Below are 23,081 nucleotides of genomic sequence, written 5' to 3' on the forward strand. Positions count from 1 at the left end.
TTCTCCACTTACATTGAGCTGTATTTTTCACGCAGCTGCTGACGAACAAACTCAGCAACTGTGTTGAAAATAAAGGTGAATATGAATAATACAAAGGCGGCTAAGAATAGAATTCGGTAATGCGAACTCCCTACTTCCGACTCAGGCATTTCGACGGCGATATTAGCGGCTAAGGTACGCATGCCTTGGAAAATACTCCAATCCATAATTGGGGTATTACCGGTAGCCATAAGTACAATCATAGTTTCGCCTACGGCACGGCCTAATCCCATCATTACTGCAGAAAAAATACCTGGGCTGGCGGTTAATAACACCACACGAATTAGGGTTTGCCACTGCGTAGCACCTAATGCTAACGAGCCATTTGATAAATGTTTAGGCACACTAAATACCGCATCTTCGGCAATTGAGAAAATAGTGGGAATAACCGCAAAGCCCATCGCGATACCCACTACTAATGAATTACGCTGATCGAAGGTCATGCCTAATTCATTAGTTAGGTATTGACGCACATTGCCATCAAACATCCATAACTCAATACTTTCGCTCATCGCAAACGACAACCAACCAATAAATAACACCACTGGTATTAATAAAATTGAATGTGAGCCTTCAGGGATTTTATGGCGAATAACCGCAGGTAATTTATTCCAGCCTAAAGCGGTTGCTAAAATACCCAATGGCAGTAACACCAGCAAACCAACAATAGCCGGCAAGTGCTCTTCAATTAAAGGCGCTAACCACAAGCCAGCTAAAAAGCCGAGTATTACCGTAGGCAGAGCTTCCATTATTTCAACCGTTGGCTTTACCACACGGCGCAATTCGCTCGACATAAAATAAGCAGTATAAATAGCGGCTGAAATAGCAATAGGTACAGCAAATAACATTGCGTACATAGCAGCTTTTAAAGTACCAAATGAAATTGGCACTAGTGAAAACTTCGATTCAAAATCATCACTGGCAGAAGTAGATTGCCAAATATAACCCGGCTCTGGGTAGCCTTCGTACCATACTTCTTGCCAAAGCGCTGACCACGTTACTTCTGGATGCTCGTTATGAATTTCTAAAACCGTCAGCTTGTTATCAGCTAAAATTAGCGCCGCATTTGAACGCGGAGCAATAGCAAACTGTTCAATTTCACCATCACTGACTTTACCTTGCCATAACTTTGCTTCACTGGTGGTGTAATAAAGCCCTAATTCACCATTTTGACCCGTTGTAAAAAAGGTACGACGATAAAATTCAGTAAAAATATTCAGCTTGCTTTGTTTGGTAGTTTCAAACGAACGGATTTTTTGAAATTCACGCCCTGAGTCTGTATTGATTTCAAACCACTGGGATATTTCACCGTTATCATTGGCCAACATCAGTGAGTTTGCACCAGCCAATAGTTGCGATGACACTATATTCGCGTTTTCTTCATTGGCAGATAATAATTGAATTTGCTCAACTTCACTTGGGTAGCGGGTATCGAATACGTAAATTTGATTGGCAGAACGAACAAATGTGCGGGTGGTATCTGGCGACATTAATAGCTCATCTACGCGACCATCAACGTTAAGCTCGGTGCGTTCCACTTGCCATTCAACTTCACCGGTAAACATATTTTCTTCGGCTACAAAGCTACTAAATACCACACGTTTATCGGCAGTAAGTGCCACAACGGCTGTTTTGTCTTCATAATGGCTAAAGGCAAAACGCTTAATAGCTGTACCTTGCTCATCAACTTCGAGTGCCATTTCTCCTAGTGGATAACCTAAACGCGGAGTTAGCTTACGCTCATTATTAGGGAAGGTGACTAAAAACTTAGGCGCGACAATAGTTACGGTGCCATTTTCTAAACCATACGCATAATGCCCTTGAAAAGGAGCACTGTTTGCAAAACTGCTTACCCGCGCGGATAAAGTGGCATTAAGTGTTTTTAGTTTTTTACCAAACTGTGCTTTATCAACACTGTAGAAGTTAACTTGACCTTGATCATCAAGTAAATATGCAACCTCAGTTTGCTCCTCGACACCAAGCCCTACTATTTGCTCAGCATTAGCAACATTAAAGCTAGCGCGCTTTTCAACTTTGGCTGACTCGAAAATGGGCTGCACTACATAAAGAAGGTAAAAGAAGATCAATAGCAGCGCTATTAATACCATTATACCGCCTGCGGTTATACCAAACTTAGCAAACCGGTCTTTAAATAGACGGCTTCGATCCGTATTAAAAGTCGGTTTATTCGGATTTGAAGTCATCAAAACACCCTTATATCTTAACGTTGGGCGCATTATATTTCATCAAAGTGACAGTAATGTTACAGTCGTAATAATTCTTTACTTATAGAGAGTCTGTTCATCTTTGCAGATTAAATTTACAGCTTTTTGAGCAGGTTGTAGGCAAAATTACAACTTCAAATAATACTAAAGAATTATTTATTTTAGTGGTTATATTTATTTTTGCGTTATTAATGAACTAAATCAATTATTAATTGGACAAACTATTTATCCAAGACAATACTCAATGGGCATCTAATATAACAATAATAAAGTAACCTCCTAAGATGTAACAATCCTTTTGTGGTTAGCTTTTACATACATTTAGAATCAAATACATTAGATCGCATCACTTAATGCCTATGCATTTATTTTTTCATTTGGGCTTAAAAAGAGAACTATTATGAAGCAGTTGGTAATAACTATTTTAGGGGAAGATCGCCCCGGTTTAGTAGAAAGTATTTCATCGGTTATATTAGAAAACCACGGCAATTGGTTAAGTAGTAACTTGAGTCACTTACTCGGTCACTTTGCAGGCATTATACAGGTTGAAGTGGCTGAAGAACATTTACAGACATTTCAAAATGCGCTCAATGGGCTTCCTAAGTTAGATGTTCGCATTGAAAAGGGCAACATTGAAATTGAGCCAGTAGAGCTTGAGCAGCTTAATTTTGTGATCACTGGTAACGATCGCCCTGGTATAGTGCAAGAGCTAGCAAGTGTTATTCGCCATAAAGGCGCGAATATTACAAACTTAAACTCTAGGCAGCAAAGTGCGCCAAATTGGGGAGTGCCAATATTTAGTGCCGTTGCCACCGTGAGCCTACCTAACGGATTAAATAAAGAAGAAGTTATTAATGCACTTGAGTCAATTACAAGTGACTTAGTAGTGGATGTAGAGCAAAGCTAAATCAGCCCTACTAGTATGAACACGAAAAAGGCGCTAATTATAGCGCCTTTTTTATGCATAACACCCAGTGCTACATATCTACATGACGGTTAATACTTTGCATCATCTGCTTCAGACCTTGCTCTTCGAGCTGTAAGATCTCCTCTAGCTTTTCTTGAGCCTCTGGTGACTGCGCTTTATCTGCCAAATAACTATATGCATTTAATACTTTTTGATGCTGCTGAGATAAATACTCTTGAATCGCTATTTCATCTAGCTCATTACTGCGATCTAAATCAGTAAAGCTAATGATTTCTGAGTGCTCTGAAAAATATTCATAACAGTATGTATCTAAAGTATTTATTTCAGTGATTGCTTTAAACCCGATTAAATCCTCAGCAAGTTTTTTTTCATACTCAACACAATAATCAATTAACTGTTTGTTATGCTCTCCAAGTAAATCCCTTACGCTAAAAAAATTAGCCGCCATTTGTGTATGAAACTGAACGGTCCAATCGAACACTTCTTGAATTGTTTTAACTTGCATGTGCGTTCCTTACTTTTTAAAACTATTGATTAAATAGATGCGTGAATCATGCCAATAAGAAATGCAATAAAATCAGTAGATAAAGAAAAGATTGCCTAACTTGTACTGATATTTTCAGTACAAGTTACATAATCAGTGTAAATATTATAGGTTGCGCTTTCGCCACAATAAATACACAGCAGGCAATACCAGCAATGTTAAAACAATGGCGCTAAACATACCGCCGACCATAGGAGCGGCTATTCGACTCATTACTTCACTGCCCGTGCCTGTACCATAAAGCACCGGTAATAAGCCAATAACTATGGTTGCCACTGTCATCATTACCGGACGTACTCGTAGACCCGCACCTTCTAGTATCACCTGTTTAAGCTGCTCTGTACTCAAGCTTTTACCCATTTTAGAAGCAGCCTCTACCTGCGCTTTATAGGCTTGGTTTAAATAAACCAACATTATAACGCCTATTTCTACGGCCACCCCAGCAAGGGCAATAAAGCCGACTCCTACAGCAACAGAGAAATTAAAGCCTTCTAAGTACATTAGCCAGATACCTCCTATCATCGCCAGTGGTAAAGTCGCCATAATAATAAATACCTCGGTGAAACTTCTAAAGTTAAGGTAAAGCAATACTACAATAATGGCTAAGGTCAGCGGCAACACATAACTCAGTTTGGCTTTGGCACGCTCCATATATTCGTATTGCCCAGCCCAAGTTATAGAGTATCCAGCAGGTAAAATTAGCTGCTCGTTTAGTAACTGCTGAGCATTTGCTACATAGCTACCAATATCTGTATCTTTAATATCAATAAAGCTCCAACCATTTAAACGGGCATTTTCACTTTTTATCCCAGGCGGGCCATCACTAATAAATACATCCGCCACATCAGCAAGTGCGATACGTTGACCCGTTGGAGTAACAATAGGTAAAAGCATCAGTTCTTCAGGGGAGTCACGGTACGCTTGCGGATAACGAAGATTTACAGGGTAGCGCTCTTGACCCTCAACCGTTTCAGTCACGTTCATGCCACCAATTGCGGTTGCGACTACTTGTTGCACATCAGCAATATTTAAACTGTAGCGCGCTGCTTTTTCACGGTTAATATCTACCTTAATATAACGCCCACCCGCTACACGCTCTGAGTAAACAGACGCCGTACCGGGAAGATCTTTAAGTAATACCTCTATTTGTTGACCTATTTTTTGAATTTCATTCAAATTAGGGCCCGCGACTTTTATACCCACAGGGGTTTTAATCCCTGTAGCCAGCATATCTATCCGTGTTTTAATTGGCATTACCCAAGCGTTCGTCAGCCCAGGAAACTTAACTAAAGCATCCAGCTCTTGTTTGAGCTTTTCAGTGGTCATGCCTTCGCGCCACTGATCCTTAGGCTTAAACTGTATAAAGGTTTCAATCATGGTCAGCGGTGCCGGATCGGTTGCCGTTTCCGCTCGTCCAATTTTACCAAATACGGTTTTCACCTCGGGCACAGTGGCAATCAATTTATCGGTTTGCTGCAATAGCTCGCGCGCCTTACCTATTGAAATTCCTGGATAAGTAGTCGGCATATACATTAGATCCCCCTCATCAAGAGGTGGAATAAATTCACTGCCTATTTTATTTATCGGATAAAAGCCCATTAAAGTAATAACTAGCGCAATCAGCAAGGTACTTTTCGGAAATTTTAATACTAGATTTAACAGCGGCTTATAACTATTTACCAGTAAACGGTTAACTGGATTTTTATTTTCAGAGATCACCTTACCCCGAATGAAATAACCCATCAGCACGGGTACTAAGGTAATTGCTAATCCAGCAGAAGCTGCCATTGCATAGGTTTTTGTGTACGCTAATGGCGCAAACATTCGCCCTTCCTGAGCTTCTAAAATAAATACCGGCATAAAGCTCACGGTAATGATTAATAAGCTAAAAAATAACGCAGGCCCAACTTCACTGGCAGAGTCAATCACCACTTGCCAACGGTTTTCATCTGTTAGCGGTTTTTTCTCCATATGCTTGTGCATGTTTTCAATCATCACAATCGCACCATCAGTCATAGCACCAATCGCAATAGCAATCCCGCCTAATGACATGATATTGGCGTTAATTCCCTGCCAGTACATAATAATAAAAGCGGTGAGTATGCCTAACGGTAAGGTAATAATAGCCACCAAAGATGAGCGTACATGAAATAAAAACACCACACACACTAAAGCCACTACAATAAGCTCTTCCATTAATTTAGAGGTGAGGTTATCAACTGCGTCTTTTATTAAATGAGAGCGGTCGTACACAGGTACAATTTCAACCCCCTCTGGTAGCCCTTTTTTAAGTGACTCTAATTTAGCTTTAACGAGCTCTATGGTTTTTTGCGCGTTTTCACCAAAGCGCATAACCACTACGCCACCTGCCACCTCGCCTTCGCCATTAAGCTCGGCAACACCGCGGCGCATTTGCGGACCTAAACGCACATTAGCAACATCACGTAACTGTAGCGCAGTACCGTTAGCGTTTATACCTAAAGGAATGGCTTCTAAATCAGCAACACTTTTTACGTAGCCAGTACTGGTGACCATGTATTCAGCTTCTGCCATCTCAACTACCGATGCACCCATTTCTTGATTACCTTGCTTAATGGCAGTTTGAATAAGGCTTAGCGGAATACCATAAGCACGAAGCTTATCGGGCTGAACGTTTACTTGGTATTGTTTAACCATGCCGCCTACCGATGCCACTTCGGACACACCAGGTACAGTTTGCAGTTCAAATTTTAAAAACCAATCTTGTAAACTGCGTAATTGGCTGATGCCATGCTTACCGGTGGTATCAGTGAGTGCATATAAATACACCCAGCCAACGCCGGTGGCATCGGGGCCAAGCTCTGCAATTGCCGTACTAGGCAAACGGGCAGATACTTGACTTAGATATTCCTGAACACGACTTCGTGCCCAGTATAAATCAGTGTCTTCGTCAAAAATAACGTACACGTAGGAGTCGCCAAAGAAAGAAAAACCGCGTACTGTTTGCGCCCCAGGTACCGATAGCATTGCCGTGGTTATAGGAAATGTAACCTGATCTTGCACTACTTGCGGCGCTTGCCCAGGATAAGAGGTTTTAACAATAACCTGTACATCTGATAAATCGGGTAAGGCATCTACAGGCGTATTTTTTACAGCATACAAGCCACCACCAATCAGTATTGCGGTTAGTAACAAAACAAAAAAACGGTTAACAACAGACCAGCGAATAATTGCAGTAATCATAACCACTCCTAGTGATGCTGACTGTGCGTAGCATGCACAGGCGTTATTGTATGAATCACAAATTCACCTTGCTCAATGCTAAAGGTAAAAGTAACTTCATCGTTAGGCTTGAGCATCTCAGTCATTACATTTTTTGCTAGTATAAAGTCCATTGTTGCAGGTCCTCGGCCCCACTTTTCAATTGCCTCACGGCTGATATTCACAATACGATTATTAGCATCAATACTATTAATTACTCCATTCACAGTTGCCGTATTTGGGTTGGCATCACTCATTTGCATACTGTTATGCGAAACTGCTTGCATACGTTTAAAGTCAGAGTTTTTACTCGACTCTGAATCAATTAAAAACTGTGCTGAAGTAACCACTTCATCGCCTGCCATAACACCTGATAAAATTTCGGTATTAGCCGCATCACTTCGCCCTAAAGTTACCTCGACCGATTTAAAACGACCTTCCCCAAGTGCAACTACAACACGGTTTTGGCTACCAGTGCGAATAACAGCTTCTTTAGGTACGATTAACTGTTTTTCAGCTACTTGACTATGAATACTGACTTGAGCAAACATATTAGGCTTTAACTGATGGCCTTGGTTATCAAAGCGCAAACGTACTCTTAAAGTACGATTTTTAGCATCTAAGGTAGGGTAAATATAATCCACTTGCCCTTGCCAGCGTTGGCCACTTAAATAATCGAGTGTCATGGTTACAGGCAAACCAACACGAATAAGTTCTGCTTGGCGCTCAAATACCTCAGCCTCAACCCATACTTCATCAAGCTGAGCAATACTCATCATTGAGGTATCAGGTTTAACATAAAATCCTTCACGAATATTAAGCTCATCAACAACACCACCTTGGCGGGCATAAAACGTTATGTTTTGCAGTACTTGCTGACCTTTTTGCAGACGTGAAATAAAGCCATCAGACACATTGAGTGATTTTAAACGGGCTTTAGCGGCACGAATTAACACCGGATTATTGCGCTTTAACGCTAACACAAACTCTTCTTGTGCATTCACTAGCTGTGGTGAATATAAGGTATAAAGTGGCTCATCTTGTTTAACCTGATCGCCCGCGGCTTTAACGTATAAGGTTTCGACCCATCCCTCTACGCGCGGATGAATATGAATTAGCTGGTCTTGGTTGTATTGCACATAACCTACGGTGTTAACTTCATTTTCAAGTGCTGCAAACGCAACAGGCGCTGTGCGCACACCTAGATTATTAATCACAGTGGGTGAAATTTTAATACTGCCAGGCCCTTCATTTGCGCCACTGTCTGGCTCTTCGTAAACAGGCACTAAATCCATGCCCATGGGCGATAAACCAGGTTCGTCACGGCGATAATTACTATCCATAGGAGCCACCCAATAAAGCGGCTCTTTTTTGCTACTGGCTTTACTGTCAGTTGGCATAGAGTGCTCACTAGGTAAGCTTAATAAAACCCCCGCAGTTAATGCCGCACTGCATATAGCCACCAGTGATAATTTTAAATTAGTATTCATAGGTCGACTCCTGCAGTGGTGTGTTTTTTAAGCTGATATCATCAGCACTGGCATAATAATTTAACCTTGCAATAATAATCTTTTGATCAACATGAATATTTAGTGCGTCTATCTTGGCATTTAATTGACTAATACGCGCTTGCATTACATCTGAGAAGTTACCATCATCGCGGGTATAGGCATTCAGGGTCGCTTGGGCCTGCTCGGCCATTTGCGGTAGCAGCTTGGTTTGATAAAGCTCGGCGCGCTGATGAAGCCTTGCTAACTGGCTAACTTCCTTAAAATACATTCCTTGTAGCTTTTTAAGGGCAATTAATTTTTGTGTTTTAGCCTCTTCGCTATCAGCAATGGCAGCATTTACAAGTTGATCTTGGCGGTTATCGGTAAACAGCGGCAAATCAATGCTTATACCCACAGAGAAAAGGTCTGCTCGCGAGCCGCCCATTGGCATATCATCGCGGTAACCGTACCCCATATTAACGCCAATTTGAGGTTTATAGCCTTGCTCAGCCACACTTATTTGAGTTTGCTTTGCCACTATTGCATTATCCATTGCCATAATTGCAGGGTGCTTTAATAGCATGGCCATCAGTTGTTGATACTCTAACTCGGTGTAGTTTTTTAATGCTGTAAGCTCTGAAAAGTCATCACTGACAGGCTGGCTAAGCATATCGATAGGCAACCATTGTGTTAGCCGCTTTTTAGCTCCTTGTAGCTGTTGCTCCAGTTGCATTAATTTATCTTCAAGGAGGGTTAACTCTAATTGCGCTCGAATAATATCTTGTTGGCGTGTTTTACCCACCGAGCTTACATAGCTTGATTCTGTAATATCAATGAGCTGAGTAAACAAGGCTTTATCTTGCTCAATTAGTGCAATGCTTCGCTGCGCTCTATAAGCATTAAACCATGACTCAGTAACTATGGTTTTTACTTGCGCGAGTCTATCTTTGCGCAGCCAAGGCTCTGCTGCAGCTGACTGAGAAAGAGCCTTTTGTTGAAGTGCTAGGCTATCGCCTCGACTCAGTGATTGGCTAATTCCCACTTTAAATTGGGTCATATTTTCTTGATCAAAAGCAAAACCATTAGTTGGTAGGTTCATTAACCCTAATGTAAGCACTGGATCAGGTAAGGTTCCTGCGGCAATACTTTTTGCTTCAATTGATGATTGTTTTTGCTTACTGGCTTTAAGCCAAGGCTCATGGTTTAAGGCATAGTTTATTGCCTCATTTAAACCTAGTTCAGCACTGTGTACAGAGACACTAATACTCAACAAGCTACTTATACACAAGGATTTTAATACTGCGAAGTGATTCATCACTTGCTCCACTTAAATTTAAAAATAACGAATGAAAACGATTAAATTTATAAGCAGATAGATGACAAAAAGCTAAATAACTAGATTTTAAATACACCTACCCTGCGATTATGCAGGCATAGGAGGACGGTAAAGAGAACGTGCAAAGTTAACTTGATGCTGTATTACAGCATGTTGCACTTTTTCAGAGGGTAATTTGGAGGCTATAAATAGTGAGTTTACATGCAAGGCTGAATGCGAACTACAAGCACTCATCGGGCAACTGCAATCTTGGGTTAACGTGCTTTGCTCACTACAGCAATCCATAGACAGGGTTGTTGTATCAGCGTCGTCACTCATAGCCATCTCACTATGCTGCATCGATGCATGGGTTGCCATGTTCGTATGCGGCATATCACATACCATAGATACAGACGCAACGGCTTGACCCACAAAGGTGAGTAACAAAGTTAGCGTGAGTAAAATACAGTAAATACGTTGCAATGAATTAACCTAAAAATAAATAGACGTTTAAAGTTTATGGGAACTGTGTTTAAAACTCAATAATTAACTGGTTTTTACTACTGGTTTTATGAAGCTACTGGCCGCAATGGCGAACAAGCAATAGCCGGTAAAATACCAAAAGCCAGTACCAAACTCAGCATGCATATTAAGTAAATCTTCTGAGTTCGCGTTTGCATTACCAGCCATGTAAGCCACTATTAATGCAATAACAAACACATCCACCATACTCCATTTACTTAAACCGATAATCACCTTACCAAGATTGTGCTTAAACGAAGTCTCCTTCAGCACACAATACAACAATTGAAGCAGCAGCTTAATTGTTGGGATTACCATTGAAAAAAACGCCACTAGTATCGCCACTAAGTAGTTTTTGTTATCGGCCAGTTCGTTAACGGTGCCCCAAATACTGCGCGTTTTTTGATAAGCGCTGATCTCGCCTTCAAGTTTATCTAACCCCAACATACTCGAGATCATCATTAGCATATTACGGGTGTTTTGATTCCCTTCATCTGCCAACATTTCGATGCCCGCCTCAGCAAGTTTAGACTTATCAATTTTACCTTCCATACTCAGTACGGGCTGAGTCACCCCGGGAATTAATAAAGCTAAGGCAATTAAAATAGTGGTAATAGGTAAAAATAAACGCATGGTGTAATACTAAGTAAAATCAATATGTGCCAATCATACCCAAACGTTATACGTTAGTCTTGCTCAATAATAGTGGCCAATAGTTCATCCGCATACTGGCGTGCATCCAACATGGCGCTAAATACGGTCTCAATATTCGAGGCTGGGCGAATAGTTTCTAACAACTTTTTAGCCAATTGCCAATTATCTTCCTCTACCGCTTTTATTAAATGTAAAGAATTACCCATCATGCCTTCAAAACTTAATAGTGCACCGGATAACTCAGCCCCTAAACTAAACTCTTTAGCAATAGCTTCCAGCTCCATATCTAAAATAGCATCAAGCACCGACATTAAGCCGACTAAATAACCTTGTTCTGCAATGACTTTTCCGCCTGGTTCTAAAATTATTTGCATGAACTGCGCTCGACATAAGCCTAAACGAGTAAGTTCACTGGGCTTGTCTGAGCCAAGCTCGCTTAGCGCCAATACTCGTACAAACTTTCTAATAGAATCTTCCCCTAAATACACAACCGCCTGAGGAATAGACGTTATCACTAAATTTTTATTAGCAGAGCGAGCATTCACTAGTTTTAGGACGCGTGCAGTCAAACCGACATCTTTAGAAATGCGTTGATTAATTTCATTAAAGTCTAAATCTGTGCGGGATGTGCAACGCAGTAAGTCTAAAACAGCCATTTTTAGAGGTTCGATACTGTTGTAACTTAACATTTCTGGATGTGCAAAAAAGAACCCTTGAAAATAATCGCATCCAGCCTCTTTAAGCTGCCTAAATTCATCATAGGTTTCAATTCGCTCAACCACTATTTTAATATTAGGAAAATTGCGTTTGAGCTTTTTCAGCAACATGCTGGTTTTTATTACAGGCTCTTCAACTTCAAGCTTAATATAATCAACCAAACTGAGTAATGGTTGCCATTTTTCATGTGAGTCGTAGTCATCTAACGCAAATACATATCCTGCTTTTTTTAACTCTATCACTCTCTCAACAACAAGCTCTATATTTTCAGTACGCTCAACAATTTCAATTACAGTATTATCAGGCTGTAATAATTTAGGCAAATCCTCTAAAAGCCCCTCGCTCGATAAATTAATAAACGCAGTTTGATTGAGCGTTAGCTTTTCTATGCCAACCAGCATTAACGCATTAAAAAAAAGTCGCCCAGTGGCTTGCCCGTCAGTTGTTCCTACAGGAAAAGCATTATTAACTGAATCTCGATAGAGCAATTCATAAGCAAAAATACTTTTATCACCGTCAAAAATTGGTTGCCTAGCAATATATTGAGTAACCAAAATAGATGAATTTTTTACCTCTAGATTATTTGGCATTAACCTTCCTACTTAACAGTGATGTCATCATTATTTTTTATTATTTAACCAGTATAGTGAAACTTTAAAGACTTGCTGCAATTTTAATTAGATTAAAAACAAACAAATAAGACTAAATTTATAACCCTAGAGCAGAATTATTAGTATCCTCATTTTTTATAGGGTTTTTGAGTTTACAACTGCTCTAAGCATACCCAAAGGTTATGGTTATAAGGTATAATGCGATTATTAATTTTTTATAAACTCACAAGAAAGAGTCCCTTATATGAGCATTGAACAAGCCTTAATAGAACGTAGCAGTAACCAATGTGAACTCTGCGCAGCAACAGACGACCTAACTGTATACGAAGTTCCTCCTGTTACCGAAGCTCATTCAGATAAATGCATCTACATCTGTCAAACATGTAAAGATCAAATTGAAGGCAATAGCGATTTAACCCCGACCCATTGGCATTGCTTAAATGACAGTATGTGGAGTCAAACACCTGCGGTACAAGTTGTTGCTTATCGCATGCTGACTCAGTTAGCAGCTGATAACGGCTGGGCACAAGACGCGCTAGATATGATTTACCTTGAAGAAGACACATTAACATGGGCGCAGCAAGCGCTTGCTGAAGATGATGATATTAAACACATTGATAGCAATGGTGTAGTACTACAAGCTGGCGACACCGTCACGTTAATAAAAGATTTAGATGTGAAAGGTAGCAGCTTAACAGCAAAGCGCGGTACAGCCGTGCGCAATATTGGCTTAACCAGCAACCCTGAACATATTGAAGGACGTGTTGATGGACAGCGTATTGTAATTTTAACTAAATACGTAAAAAAATAAGTAATAAATCAAGGCGCCTAGCGCCTTTTTTTATATCTCGACTTTCTTTATTTGCTAGTTAAGCAATGATTAAGCAATTCAACCGTATGCTAGCGACCTTATACCATACTCCATCAAGGAACTCTTATGTTCTCATCTAAGCCTAATTCAATGTTAAAGTCGATTGCAGGCTTGTGTTTTCTAGCAAGTGGCACACTTATGCTGAGCGCATGTAACGATGACGCAGCGCAGCAAAATAGTGCTGTGGCGCAAACAATGACCACCTTACCTGTGCAAGTTAGTTACTTAGATCGCAGCCTAATTGCGCCTAATTCACAGCTAACCGTTACCTTGGTTGATGTGTCAAAAATGGATGTGGCAGCAACGGTTATCTCTGAGCAGGTAATTGATTTAGTAGGCGCACCGCCTTATAAAGTAGAGCTTGAGTATAACCTTGAAAAGATTGACCCAACTCACCGCTATAGCGTGCGTGCAACCATTAATAATCAAGGAAACTTGCTATACACCAGCACAACGAGTAACCCGCCTTTTGATAATACGGCCTCATCAGAGCCTTTAGAGATTATTGTTTCAAAAGTAGCGCCAAAGCCAGACGTTGACTTAGTAAACACCTACTTCAAAGCAGTTTCAATCGACGGCAACCCTGTTGTAGTAAATACCAAAGAGCCATTTATTCAGTTTAATAGTGACAAAACTGTATACGGCTTTTTAGGATGTAATAACTTTAATGGCGGTTATGAAGTATCGAAGCAAGCAGTGACTTTTACGCAGTTAGCTACCACGCAAAAAATGTGTCATGACAATATGGAACAAGAAAGCGCGATGGCGGCTGTGCTTCAGGCAGCAACGCAATGGCAAATTAATGGTGAAAAATTAGTATTACAAAATGAGGCAGGCAGCCAACTTGCTACCTTTAACGCTGTTTACTTTTGATTAAGAACGTAACAATACCCCACATCTAAGCAAATAAATAAGCCCAGTTAAACTGGGCTTATTTATTTTTATTCGGCGACTAACTGCTCGCTACGGTAAAAACCACTTGGCTTACTCAACAAGCTTACTAGTTCAGGTAACACATCATCCATAGTTTGTTTCAGTTTCCATGGTGGATTTATCACTATCATTCCAGAGGCGGTCATACCATGTACTTCGGTATCTGCTTCAGTACCTAATTCAAATAATTGAATATTTTTAATTCCCGCGTCAATTAAACCCTGCTCCATATTATCAATACGTTCTCTGTCTACAACCGGATACCAGATCATATATGTACCCGTCGCAAAGCGTTGGTGGGCTTTGACAATGGTTTGTACGACCGTATTGTAATCGTCTTTTATTTCATAAGGTGGGTCTATTAACACACAGGCTCTGCGCGAAGCTGGCGGTAATAAACCAATTAAGCCCGCAAACCCATTTTCGCCGCGTACTCGAATAGAGCGCTTACCTTGCATGTTTTCTTCAAGTAATACCAAATCTCGCGGATGCAACTCAAAAAACCAGCCCTTATCTTGGCGGCGCAAAAAGTGTTCGGCGATTTTTGGTGAACCTGGGTAAAACGCCAGAGACGAACTTTCATTAAACGATTTTATTAACTCAATGTAGTCATTTAAGGCACCGTGCTGACTGGTATGTTGCCAAAGTTTTTCTATGCCATCTTGGTACTCTTGGGTTTTTTGCGCGTCTGGTGCTGACAGCTCAAAAAAACCAGCACCCGAATGCGTATCGATATAGTCAAGCGGCTTATCTTTTATTGTTTGATAACCCAGCACTTGCGCTAACACTAAATGTTTAAGTACATCGGCAGGGTTACCCGCATGAAAGGAGTGTCTGTAACTAAGCATTATTTATTTTCGCCATACGCTGTTTAATAAAATTAGTGAACCATAAAGCACACTGCTTTGGCAATCGTCACAGCAAAAGCGGGTGTTTACGTGAACCATTTCTGAATGAAAAAGCCAATAGCATGAATTATCCCTTAACATAGAATAAAAATCACCTAAAACCAGCGTAAATGCTGGCAAATAAACACACTTTGCTTTACATTTGCATGACATTAATTACAGTTATATGAGCGCATTTATGAACAACAATACTCTTCAACAACTCGAACAACTGATCGACCAACTAATTACCCGTAATAATCAGTTGCAAACTGATATTACAGAGCTTAAAGAGCAAAACAGTAAACTGCTTGATGAAAATGAGTTATTACAGTTAGAGGCCCTTGAAAATGAAGAAAAACAAAAAGATGCAAGCACCACCTTGTCATCATTATTAGATAAATTACAAAGCGCACAACAGGCAAGCTAATGTCTGAGCTGCAAAACCAGCGAGTCACTGTTGAATTGCTTGGTAAAGAGCAGCAATTTGCTTGTCCGGCTGGGCAAGAAGAGGCACTAAAAGCGGCCGCCAAAAATCTGAATGATTTAGTTGAACAAATGAAACAACGTTCAACAGTCAGAAACGATCAAAAAGCATTACTTATGGCTGCTTTGAATTTAAGCCACGAATTGCTTGAAGCAAAAACTCAAAAATCAGTTGAGCTTGAGCATCAAGATCAATTGATTGATAAGTTGAGTCAATACTTAAGCTCAAACTCTGAACACACTAAATAAAAGCGCATTTTGCGCTTTTATTGTTTTTACCGTCAAAATATAGCTAGAGAAAAAGATGCAACCACTTTTAACTAAAGCTCAAAAAATAGGTAAGTGCTTACTGCTTTTAATCTGCCTATTTATACATGCAAAAAGCAATGCAGCAGTTGAGTGGCAATCGTTATCGGCTAATATTCAATTTATCAAGCAGCCAGATAGATTACGTTTTTACGACTCTAACCAAGTGTTAATTCAGGGCAGTGAGTGTGCCTTACTGGTAGATGCCAGTGGTAACTTTGCAGCAGTAGAACAACTGGTTACCAAACTAAAACAACAGCTAAAGACGCCTTTATGTTACTTAGTTGCCACTCATTTTCATGACGATCACTTACTGGGCATGGCGGTTATGCAGCATTACTTCCCAGACGCAAAACTGATTTCTCACCAACAAGTCGCTAACGACTTTTCGCGTTATCAGCAAGCATTAACAGATAAGCTAGAGGGGTTCGAAAAAAGCATTGAGCTGAGCTATCAGCGATTAGCCACCTTACCCGATGCTGAGCAAGCTCAATGGCGAGAAAAGCTCACTCGTGCTAAAACACGCTTATTTCGCTGGCAGAATTATCAACTAACACCACCAAAAATGAGTATTAGTGAGCCTAAAACATTAGATTTAGGAAATTATGTATTAACTATCAACCCGCATCAGGCACATACTAATGGCGATTTAACATTACTTGCTGACAAGGGTAAAACCTTAATAGGTGGAGATATCATTGACTGGCTTCCCTACCCTGGGCATGGCGAGCTTAAACAATGGCAAAGTTTATTAAAAAAATATATAAATAATAATTCGCTGTCACTTTTTGTTCCTGGCCATGGCAATTTAGTCGATAAAGTTAAATTAAAACAGTCACTCACGTTTTTAGAAGCAATTACGGAGCAGGTTAAAAACAACCCTGAAGCCAGTATTGAGCAATTACAAAAAAAATTCCCAAGTGAAGTACTAAAACCTTACCAACAAGACTCACTTGATATAAAATCAACTCACTTATTTTTGCAATCGGGATTACTTCGCGCTAAAAACAGTCAATAACTGAACACAATGGATTGTGTTAAAATATGGAAATATATTTTTTAAAAAGGAACAAAATGCGTCACTTGATCTTATGCTTTGCCATTGTATTGCTATGTAGCTGTAAAACCACACAGCCAGAGATCATTGCGCCTGCAGTTTCTGCACCTGTAGAGCAAAAAGCCGTACAATCAATCATGCCGACCTCTACAAACACCAACAAAGTTATTAATAAAAAAACAATACCCAAAGCCCTTAAAGCGACTCAACCGACTGACTTATGGGCACATATTGCTGATAACTTACATTTACCGGTTGAGCAAAATCAAGCGTTAAAAAAACGCATTAACTGGTATTTAAAACAACCGAATTATTTAAGAATAGTGTCTCGCCGTGCAGAGCCTTTTTTATACCATATAGTAAAAAAAGTAGAGCAAAAGCAACTCCCCATGGAACTGGCATTACTGCCATTTGTAGAAAGTGGCTTTAGGCCTACCGCCCGCTCAAGTGAACATGCTGTGGGTGTGTGGCAACTGGTTGCAGCAACTGCACATCATTTCGGGGTTAAATCAGATCAATGGTACGACGGACGCCAAGATGTGTTGGCCTCAACCGATGCAGCACTAGATTACTTAAGCTATTTACATAAACGTTTTGATGGTAATTGGTTGCATGCACTTGCGGCCTATAACACCGGTGAAGGCCGAGTTAAACGCGCTATAAAGCGCAATAAAAAAAGAGGTAAATCAACTGATTTTTGGGCATTAACCCTACCAAAAGAAACCGCTGACTATGTACCAAAACTGTTAGCACTAAGCTATTTAGTAAAGCACCCTAAAGCAAAGTTTAAACGGCCAAAGCTTCCTTACAAAGCACTGACCACCTCGTTAAATGTGGCAAAACAGTTCGACTTTTCAATTATGGCCAAGCTCTCTGGCATGGGTGTAAAGCAACTACATGCCCTCAATCGAGGTTATTTAAAAAACCAAAGTTCCCCCCATGGCCCGCATACTTTGTTGCTTCCTATTGAGCAACAAGCTTTACTAAAAAACCGTTTTTTTAAAGCCAATTTTGCAGGCGAATACATAGTCAAAAAAAATGACACACTATACGGTATTGCTAGGCATTTTGGCTTGCCTTTAAAGACACTAAAACAGCTCAATAATAAGCAAAATAACTTTATTGGTGTTGGCGAAAAACTTATTTTAGGAGAGCCTCAAACGTTACCTGAATCACTCACTATTAACTATAAAATAAGCCCTTACTTGGAACAAAAAGAGACCGTCATTCCAACCATCGAGGTAGATTACCACGTTAAGCCCGGTGATAACCTGTGGAATATAAGTCAGTTGTATGGCGTTGCTCATAGCGATTTAGCACGTTGGAATAAGTTATCAGCATCTAGCGTATTAAAGCCTGGGACTCAGTTAGTTTTATTTATACCCCAAGCTGCGACACCTAAAACCACACCGGCTAAAAAAGATCTGTTACTCGACTTACAAAATACATTAAATCATCCCCGTTAAGTTTCTAAAGCGCAGTATTTCGCGTAAAATTGCTTTTTAATTTATTTAAATCTTAAAGAGACATGCATGCAAATCAGTAAAAATTCGGCCGTTGAATTTCATTACACCCTTAGCGAAGCCGGTGAGCAAATAGAAAGTAGCCTTAACGACGCGCCATTAAGTTACATTCACGGCAGCGAAGGCATGCTACCCGGTTTAGAAACCGCACTTGAAGGTAAAACTGCTGGTGATAAATTTAGCGTAACGTTATCTCCAAGTGAATCATACGGCGAGCGTGTTGATGATTTAATTCAGCGCATTCCGCTTAAGCATTTACAAGGCGATGTAAAAGTGTGGAAGCCAGGTATGACTGCAATGGTGCAATCAAATCAGGGTCGCCATCAAGTGACTATCGTAAAAGTAGGCCGCTTTAATGCTGATTGTGATTTAAACCACCCATTTGCTGGTAAAACACTGACCTTTGATGTTGAGATTGTATCCGTTCGTGAAGCAACAAGCGAAGAAATCTCTCATGGCCATGTTCATGCTGAAGGTGGTTGCGGCCACGCACATTAATTGCTAATTAAAGGAACATGTATGTCAAAAGTTGCAATAGTAACCGGTGGCTCTAAAGGCATTGGCTTTGCTGTGGTACAGCGATTATTAACTAACGGCTATCAGGTTCATAACTTAGATATTGAGCCCAGTGAGAGTGGTGTTTTTCATCAATGTGATGTTAGTAATGTAACCGCCGTACGCCAGTGCATACAAGCTATTATTGAAAAAACACAACGCATTGATGTACTTGTTTCAAATGCTGGCAAGCACCTAAGTGCCACAATTGAGCAAACCGATGAAGCGACATTCGATGCGTTAATGGCACTGAATGTTAAAGGTGCGTACGCGGCTATACAAAGCGTATTACCAGCTATGAAAGTACAACAAGATGGCGCTATTGTGTTAATTGCCTCAGACCAAGCCATTATTGGCAAACAAAACTCATTTGCTTATAACCTGACTAAACATGCATTGGCTTCGATGGCTAAAACCACCGCCTTAGATTACGCAAGTTTTAATATTCGCGCTAATGCAGTGTGCCCTGGCACTATAGAAACGCCGTTATTTCATAATGCAATTGATGCATATTGTAAAAGAAGTGGTGCTAACAAAGCCGATATTGTTGCAGAAGAAGCCGCATTACAACCACTCAACCGTTTAGGTCAAGCCGATGAAGTTGCTGCACTGGTAAGCTTTTTATTAAGTGCAGATGCCAGCTTTATTACTGGTAGCTTACAACGTATTGATGGCGGCTACACAGCACAATGAGCACTAAAATTATTGACCCGCATCTGCACTTTTTTAATTTGCTGGAGGGTCAATACACTTGGCTACAAGGTGCGAACCCACCAGCTTGGTCTAACTTAGATAAAATAAAGCAGCCCATCAGCGCTGCTGAACTGATCAAAAGTACTAACTTTGAACTCGCAGGTTTAGTGCACATAGAGGCAGGCTTTAATAATAACCAGCCTGTTAAAGAATTAAACTGGTTAGCCAGACATATTAAAACTATACCTTATAAAGCAATTAGCTTTGCAACAATTAACCAGCCAAATAACGCATTTAAACTAGCACTTCAGCAGCTAGAACATCACTCTCTTGTAGGCATTAGAGATATCACTGAAGGTCATGATGCCGAGCGCTTATTGAGCCCTCATTGTCTCGATAACCTGCGGCACTTGAGCCATTTAAAGCTGCATTTTGAAGCCCAATTTGAAGTAGAAAACCTCAACATCACCGAGCGGCTCATTTCTTATGCCAACCAAGTTAGTGACTTACAAATAATCATTAATCACGCAGGGCTTGCACACAACCTTGCTAACTGGTCAACTGCAATTGAACTACTTGCAAAACAGCCTAATGTTGCGATTAAGTTTTCAGGTTTTGAATTACTAATGCTTAATAGCGAGCAGCAAAACCAATGTTTTAAACATATTTTAAAGCATTTTGGTATGCAAAGAGTGATCTTTGCTAGCAACTTCCCCCTGTGCCAAATTAATATTAACTACAACGAGTTATGGCAACATTATCGCAGCCTGTGTAGCGACGGTCTTACATGGCAATATTTGAGTTACAAAAATGCTGCAAGCCTCTATCAACTCTAAATGAAAACCGCTATATTTAGCTCAACAGTTTAAAAAACGAGCATGCGTATGGCCATTTTTAATCCATCTTCTCTTAAATACACATTACTCTCTTGCTCGCTAGCCGCTGTATTAACAGGTTGTGGCGGTGGAGGTAGCGACAATGCGACCAACCCAACAACTAATAATAGCGGCTGGACTCCAGGTGTATTTGCCAGTTCAGGGCAATTTAAAGGTCAATGCCAAGCAATTAGTGAAAAAAACTGGCTACGCTCTTGGAGTAACGAAACCTACCTATGGTATGACGAAATTATTGATACCAACCCTGCATTAACGTCAGGGGTTATTGATTACTTTAATACTTTAAAAACGGAGCAACTGACTGATTCAGGTGCGAAAAAAGATAACTTTCACTTTAGTTTGCCGACCGATGAGTGGCAAAGACAAAATCAATCCGGCCTAAGCTTTGGTTATGGCTTTAATATAAAAATAATTGCAGGTAGCGCGCCACGCCAAGCAGTTGTTAGCTACACCGAACCAAATACCCCAGCTAGTAATCAAAATATTATTCGTGGTTTTGAGCTTTTAGAAGTTGATGGCGTTGATTTTATTAACACCACCTCATCGAGCGAGGTAGGTATTATTAATGCAGGTTTATTCCCCGAGCAAACCGGTAAAGTTACCGAATTTGTATTTAGGGATATCAGCACTAATGAAAACCGCACAGTGACACTCACGTCTCAAAACATCGAATCGCAACCAGTAATGAATGTTCGTACCGATTTAGTCGCTGGTGATGTTGGTTATTTTCAATTTAATAGCCACAACGCCATAGCCGAAACACAGCTTTACAACGCCTTTAACCAACTCGCTGCCAGTAGCATTAAAGATTTAGTCATTGACGTGCGCTATAACGGGGGTGGGTTATTACAAATGGCTAGCCAAGTAGGCTACATGGTGGGGGGCAGTAACACGCAAGGTAAAATATTTGAACGGACCATATTTAATGATAAATACCCTAATACCAACCCCGTCACAGGCCAAGCACTGACGCCGATGCCTTTTACAAATCGTTTTGTCGGCTTTGAAAATAATCCTGCAATTGTAGCGGGCACGCCGTTACCCACCTTAAACTTAGAACGGGTATTTGTACTTACCACCAGCAGTACCTGCTCGGCTAGTGAGGCTATCATTAACGGGCTGCGCGGAGCAGATGTTGAAATTATTCAGATAGGCGCAGGCACCTGTGGTAAACCGTATGGTTTTTACCCTACCGACAACTGCGACACCACTTATTTTACTATTCAATTTACTGGCGAAAATAACAAAGGTTTTGGTGAATATTCAGATGGCTTTGCACCGCAAAATACCATTGATGACGTACGACAACCGGTTCGCATTGCTGGGTGTGCTGTTGCCGATGATTTTACTAAGCGCTTAGGTGATGCTAGTGAAAGCTTATTAAGTACAGCGCTGAGCTATAGAGAAAACGGCAGTTGCCCTGCCCCAAGCTCAATAAATAGTGTTCTTGGTTTTGCGCCCACTATCGCCACCGATATGCCAGAAGTAAAAGATATGCGAGTTCAAACCATGCTAGAACAAAATATTATTCTTAGTGATAACATGAGATAAGCAATGAACATATTATTAGCAATAAGCATGGCTGCAGCGACATTAGGGTTAACGGGTTGCTTAGCACAAAGCTCAGAACCCACACCTAAGCTACAGCATGCGTTACTAATTGAGCCGAATAGCGCTAAAGTAGCCGATGCGATTACGCAACTGCTACATAGCTCACAGGTTCAATTAGCCGACGATGTTTTTGTCACCTCAAGCACAGTTACGCTTGAGCGACTTAATCATAAAGATCCTCAGGGAAATCCGATTATGGGCAAGCAGCTTAATATGCCGGATCAGTTTGAACTAATGATTAAAGGTAAGCAATGTTTTATCCGACATTTAGATAGTAAAGCTACTGAGCCACTACCTGGTGTTAGTTGCAAGGCGATATACTAATATATTATAGAGCGCTGGCCGAACGTGGTTTCTCAAGCCTGTTAAGCTTTTTTACTTTTTCTGAACAAAAATAATTATTGTTATTTTTTGGTGGAATACTTAATTACATCTATAGTTAAAATGCTCATGGAGTAAATAAGAAATTTTAAATTTAAAACAGGACTTTTATCATGAACGATCTTAGCTTTCGCGTTATCCCAAACGAAAATGACTCTTGGGAGTTTATTTCTAAATCAGGCTCTAGCGCTGAAGATATTAAAATCAACTATAAAGAACTCACTACAGGTGGAAGCCTGAACTTATATTATGAGTTAGCAAACGAATCGGAGTGGACTTTTTCTGAAAATGGCAGCTATTTTTCAGATGCTAAAGATAACTTTAGTTACCAACTAAATAGCCTTGTTGCCAATGAAGGGAAGTCATTAATTATTACAATTTCTAGTATTTTACCGCATCAAGCCTTATCTCAGGAGTTGAACAAACTATTGGCTGAGAATCCAAAAAAAGTAGTATCAGGGCAGTTGGATCAACGTACAAATTATGAAATTAATTTTCGATTAATTGCAAAAAAGAGCACTGACGTTAACTCTCTTATGCGTTATTTTTCGCAAGACCCACGCGTTATAATTGAAGATATGGAGCCACACTAGTACA

The 23,081-nt window shown here is 40.3% G+C and carries 22 protein-coding genes; 13 read left to right on the forward strand and 9 right to left on the reverse strand.

All coding sequences use genetic code 11. The annotated features are described in order from the left end of the window. Positions 1-8: 8 nt before the first annotated feature. Positions 9-2,243: an ABC transporter permease subunit gene (locus tag FLM47_RS13730; protein WP_178956654.1), complete on the reverse strand. Its 2,235-nt coding sequence runs from the start codon at positions 2,241-2,243 to the stop codon at positions 9-11. Positions 2,244-2,664: 421 nt separating this feature from the next. On the opposite strand from FLM47_RS13730, the gene FLM47_RS13735 reads away from it, so the two are divergent. Then, positions 2,665-3,171, forward strand: coding sequence for a glycine cleavage system protein R (locus FLM47_RS13735; RefSeq protein WP_178956655.1), 507 nt, complete (start codon positions 2,665-2,667; stop codon positions 3,169-3,171). A gap of 70 nt (positions 3,172-3,241) precedes the next feature. Here the strand turns inward: FLM47_RS13735 and FLM47_RS13740 are convergent, their stop codons facing one another. From FLM47_RS13740 to FLM47_RS13770, 7 genes are all read right to left on the reverse strand, one after another. Beyond that, positions 3,242-3,697 (reverse strand): hypothetical protein, encoded by a 456-nt coding sequence (locus FLM47_RS13740; RefSeq protein ID WP_178956656.1) that lies wholly within the window; start codon positions 3,695-3,697, stop codon positions 3,242-3,244. 144 nt (positions 3,698-3,841) lie between these two features. Next, complete coding sequence (locus FLM47_RS13745; RefSeq protein ID WP_178956657.1) at positions 3,842-6,958, reverse strand: efflux RND transporter permease subunit; 3,117 nt, start codon at positions 6,956-6,958, stop codon at positions 3,842-3,844. 8 nt (positions 6,959-6,966) lie between these two features. Further along, positions 6,967-8,466 carry an efflux RND transporter periplasmic adaptor subunit gene (locus FLM47_RS13750; RefSeq protein WP_178956658.1) on the reverse strand — a complete coding sequence of 500 codons (1,500 nt, stop codon included), beginning with the start codon at positions 8,464-8,466 and terminating at the stop codon, positions 6,967-6,969. Then, on the reverse strand, positions 8,456-9,781 hold the full coding sequence (locus FLM47_RS13755; RefSeq protein ID WP_178956659.1) for a TolC family protein: 1,326 nt from the start codon (positions 9,779-9,781) through the stop codon (positions 8,456-8,458). Before FLM47_RS13755 ends, FLM47_RS13750 begins: the two co-directional genes overlap by 11 nt. Before the next feature lie 108 nt (positions 9,782-9,889). Beyond that, a complete protein-coding gene (locus FLM47_RS13760; protein ID WP_178956660.1) occupies positions 9,890-10,264 on the reverse strand; it encodes a hypothetical protein in 375 nt (124 codons plus the stop codon). A 63-nt stretch (positions 10,265-10,327) separates the two neighbouring features. Further along, positions 10,328-10,936 (reverse strand): paraquat-inducible protein A, encoded by a 609-nt coding sequence (locus FLM47_RS13765; protein ID WP_010391723.1) that lies wholly within the window; start codon positions 10,934-10,936, stop codon positions 10,328-10,330. 53 nt (positions 10,937-10,989) lie between these two features. Beyond that, a complete protein-coding gene (locus FLM47_RS13770; protein ID WP_178956661.1) occupies positions 10,990-12,264 on the reverse strand; it encodes an EAL and HDOD domain-containing protein in 1,275 nt (424 codons plus the stop codon). 265 nt (positions 12,265-12,529) lie between these two features. Here FLM47_RS13770 and FLM47_RS13775 point away from each other — a divergent pair, with 265 nt between their 5' ends. Beyond that, positions 12,530-13,096: an alkylphosphonate utilization protein gene (locus FLM47_RS13775; protein ID WP_178956662.1), complete on the forward strand. Its 567-nt coding sequence runs from the start codon at positions 12,530-12,532 to the stop codon at positions 13,094-13,096. A gap of 126 nt (positions 13,097-13,222) precedes the next feature. Further along, positions 13,223-14,029: an META domain-containing protein gene (locus FLM47_RS13780; protein ID WP_178956663.1), complete on the forward strand. Its 807-nt coding sequence runs from the start codon at positions 13,223-13,225 to the stop codon at positions 14,027-14,029. Between the two features lie 68 nt (positions 14,030-14,097). Here FLM47_RS13780 and FLM47_RS13785 read toward each other — a convergent pair whose 3' ends face one another. Next, entirely contained in the window at positions 14,098-14,937 is an 840-nt protein-coding gene (locus FLM47_RS13785; RefSeq protein WP_178956664.1) for a 23S rRNA (adenine(2030)-N(6))-methyltransferase RlmJ, read from the reverse strand. A gap of 238 nt (positions 14,938-15,175) precedes the next feature. On the opposite strand from FLM47_RS13785, the gene FLM47_RS13790 reads away from it, so the two are divergent. From FLM47_RS13790 to FLM47_RS13835, 10 genes are all read left to right on the forward strand, one after another. Beyond that, complete coding sequence (locus tag FLM47_RS13790) at positions 15,176-15,406, forward strand: hypothetical protein (RefSeq protein WP_008113449.1); 231 nt, start codon at positions 15,176-15,178, stop codon at positions 15,404-15,406. Continuing rightward, positions 15,406-15,711 carry a cell division protein ZapA gene (locus FLM47_RS13795; protein ID WP_010391716.1) on the forward strand — a complete coding sequence of 102 codons (306 nt, stop codon included), beginning with the start codon at positions 15,406-15,408 and terminating at the stop codon, positions 15,709-15,711. The genes FLM47_RS13790 and FLM47_RS13795 overlap by 1 nt, the downstream gene beginning before the upstream one ends. 55 nt (positions 15,712-15,766) lie before the next feature. Then, on the forward strand, positions 15,767-16,786 hold the full coding sequence (locus FLM47_RS13800; protein ID WP_178956665.1) for an MBL fold metallo-hydrolase: 1,020 nt from the start codon (positions 15,767-15,769) through the stop codon (positions 16,784-16,786). Positions 16,787-16,842: 56 nt separating this feature from the next. Beyond that, the gene (locus FLM47_RS13805) at positions 16,843-18,291 is read left to right on the forward strand and encodes a transglycosylase SLT domain-containing protein (RefSeq protein ID WP_178956666.1); all 1,449 of its coding nucleotides are present in this window, start codon (positions 16,843-16,845) and stop codon (positions 18,289-18,291) included. 66 nt (positions 18,292-18,357) lie between these two features. Further along, a complete protein-coding gene (locus tag FLM47_RS13810) occupies positions 18,358-18,846 on the forward strand; it encodes a peptidylprolyl isomerase (protein WP_138604950.1) in 489 nt (162 codons plus the stop codon). 21 nt (positions 18,847-18,867) lie between these two features. Beyond that, the gene (locus tag FLM47_RS13815; RefSeq protein ID WP_178956667.1) at positions 18,868-19,596 is read left to right on the forward strand and encodes an SDR family NAD(P)-dependent oxidoreductase; all 729 of its coding nucleotides are present in this window, start codon (positions 18,868-18,870) and stop codon (positions 19,594-19,596) included. Continuing rightward, positions 19,593-20,432 carry an amidohydrolase gene (locus FLM47_RS13820; protein WP_178956668.1) on the forward strand — a complete coding sequence of 280 codons (840 nt, stop codon included), beginning with the start codon at positions 19,593-19,595 and terminating at the stop codon, positions 20,430-20,432. The genes FLM47_RS13815 and FLM47_RS13820 overlap by 4 nt, the downstream gene beginning before the upstream one ends. 48 nt (positions 20,433-20,480) lie before the next feature. Next, on the forward strand, positions 20,481-22,043 hold the full coding sequence (locus FLM47_RS13825; RefSeq protein WP_178956669.1) for a S41 family peptidase: 1,563 nt from the start codon (positions 20,481-20,483) through the stop codon (positions 22,041-22,043). A 3-nt stretch (positions 22,044-22,046) separates the two neighbouring features. Continuing rightward, positions 22,047-22,427 (forward strand): hypothetical protein, encoded by a 381-nt coding sequence (locus FLM47_RS13830; RefSeq protein WP_178956670.1) that lies wholly within the window; start codon positions 22,047-22,049, stop codon positions 22,425-22,427. Positions 22,428-22,597: 170 nt separating this feature from the next. Beyond that, positions 22,598-23,077 carry a hypothetical protein gene (locus tag FLM47_RS13835; RefSeq protein WP_138604954.1) on the forward strand — a complete coding sequence of 160 codons (480 nt, stop codon included), beginning with the start codon at positions 22,598-22,600 and terminating at the stop codon, positions 23,075-23,077. The last annotated feature ends 4 nt before the right edge of the window (positions 23,078-23,081 follow it).

This window comes from Pseudoalteromonas sp. Scap06 (assembly GCF_013394165.1).
Lineage (GTDB): Bacteria > Pseudomonadota > Gammaproteobacteria > Enterobacterales > Alteromonadaceae > Pseudoalteromonas.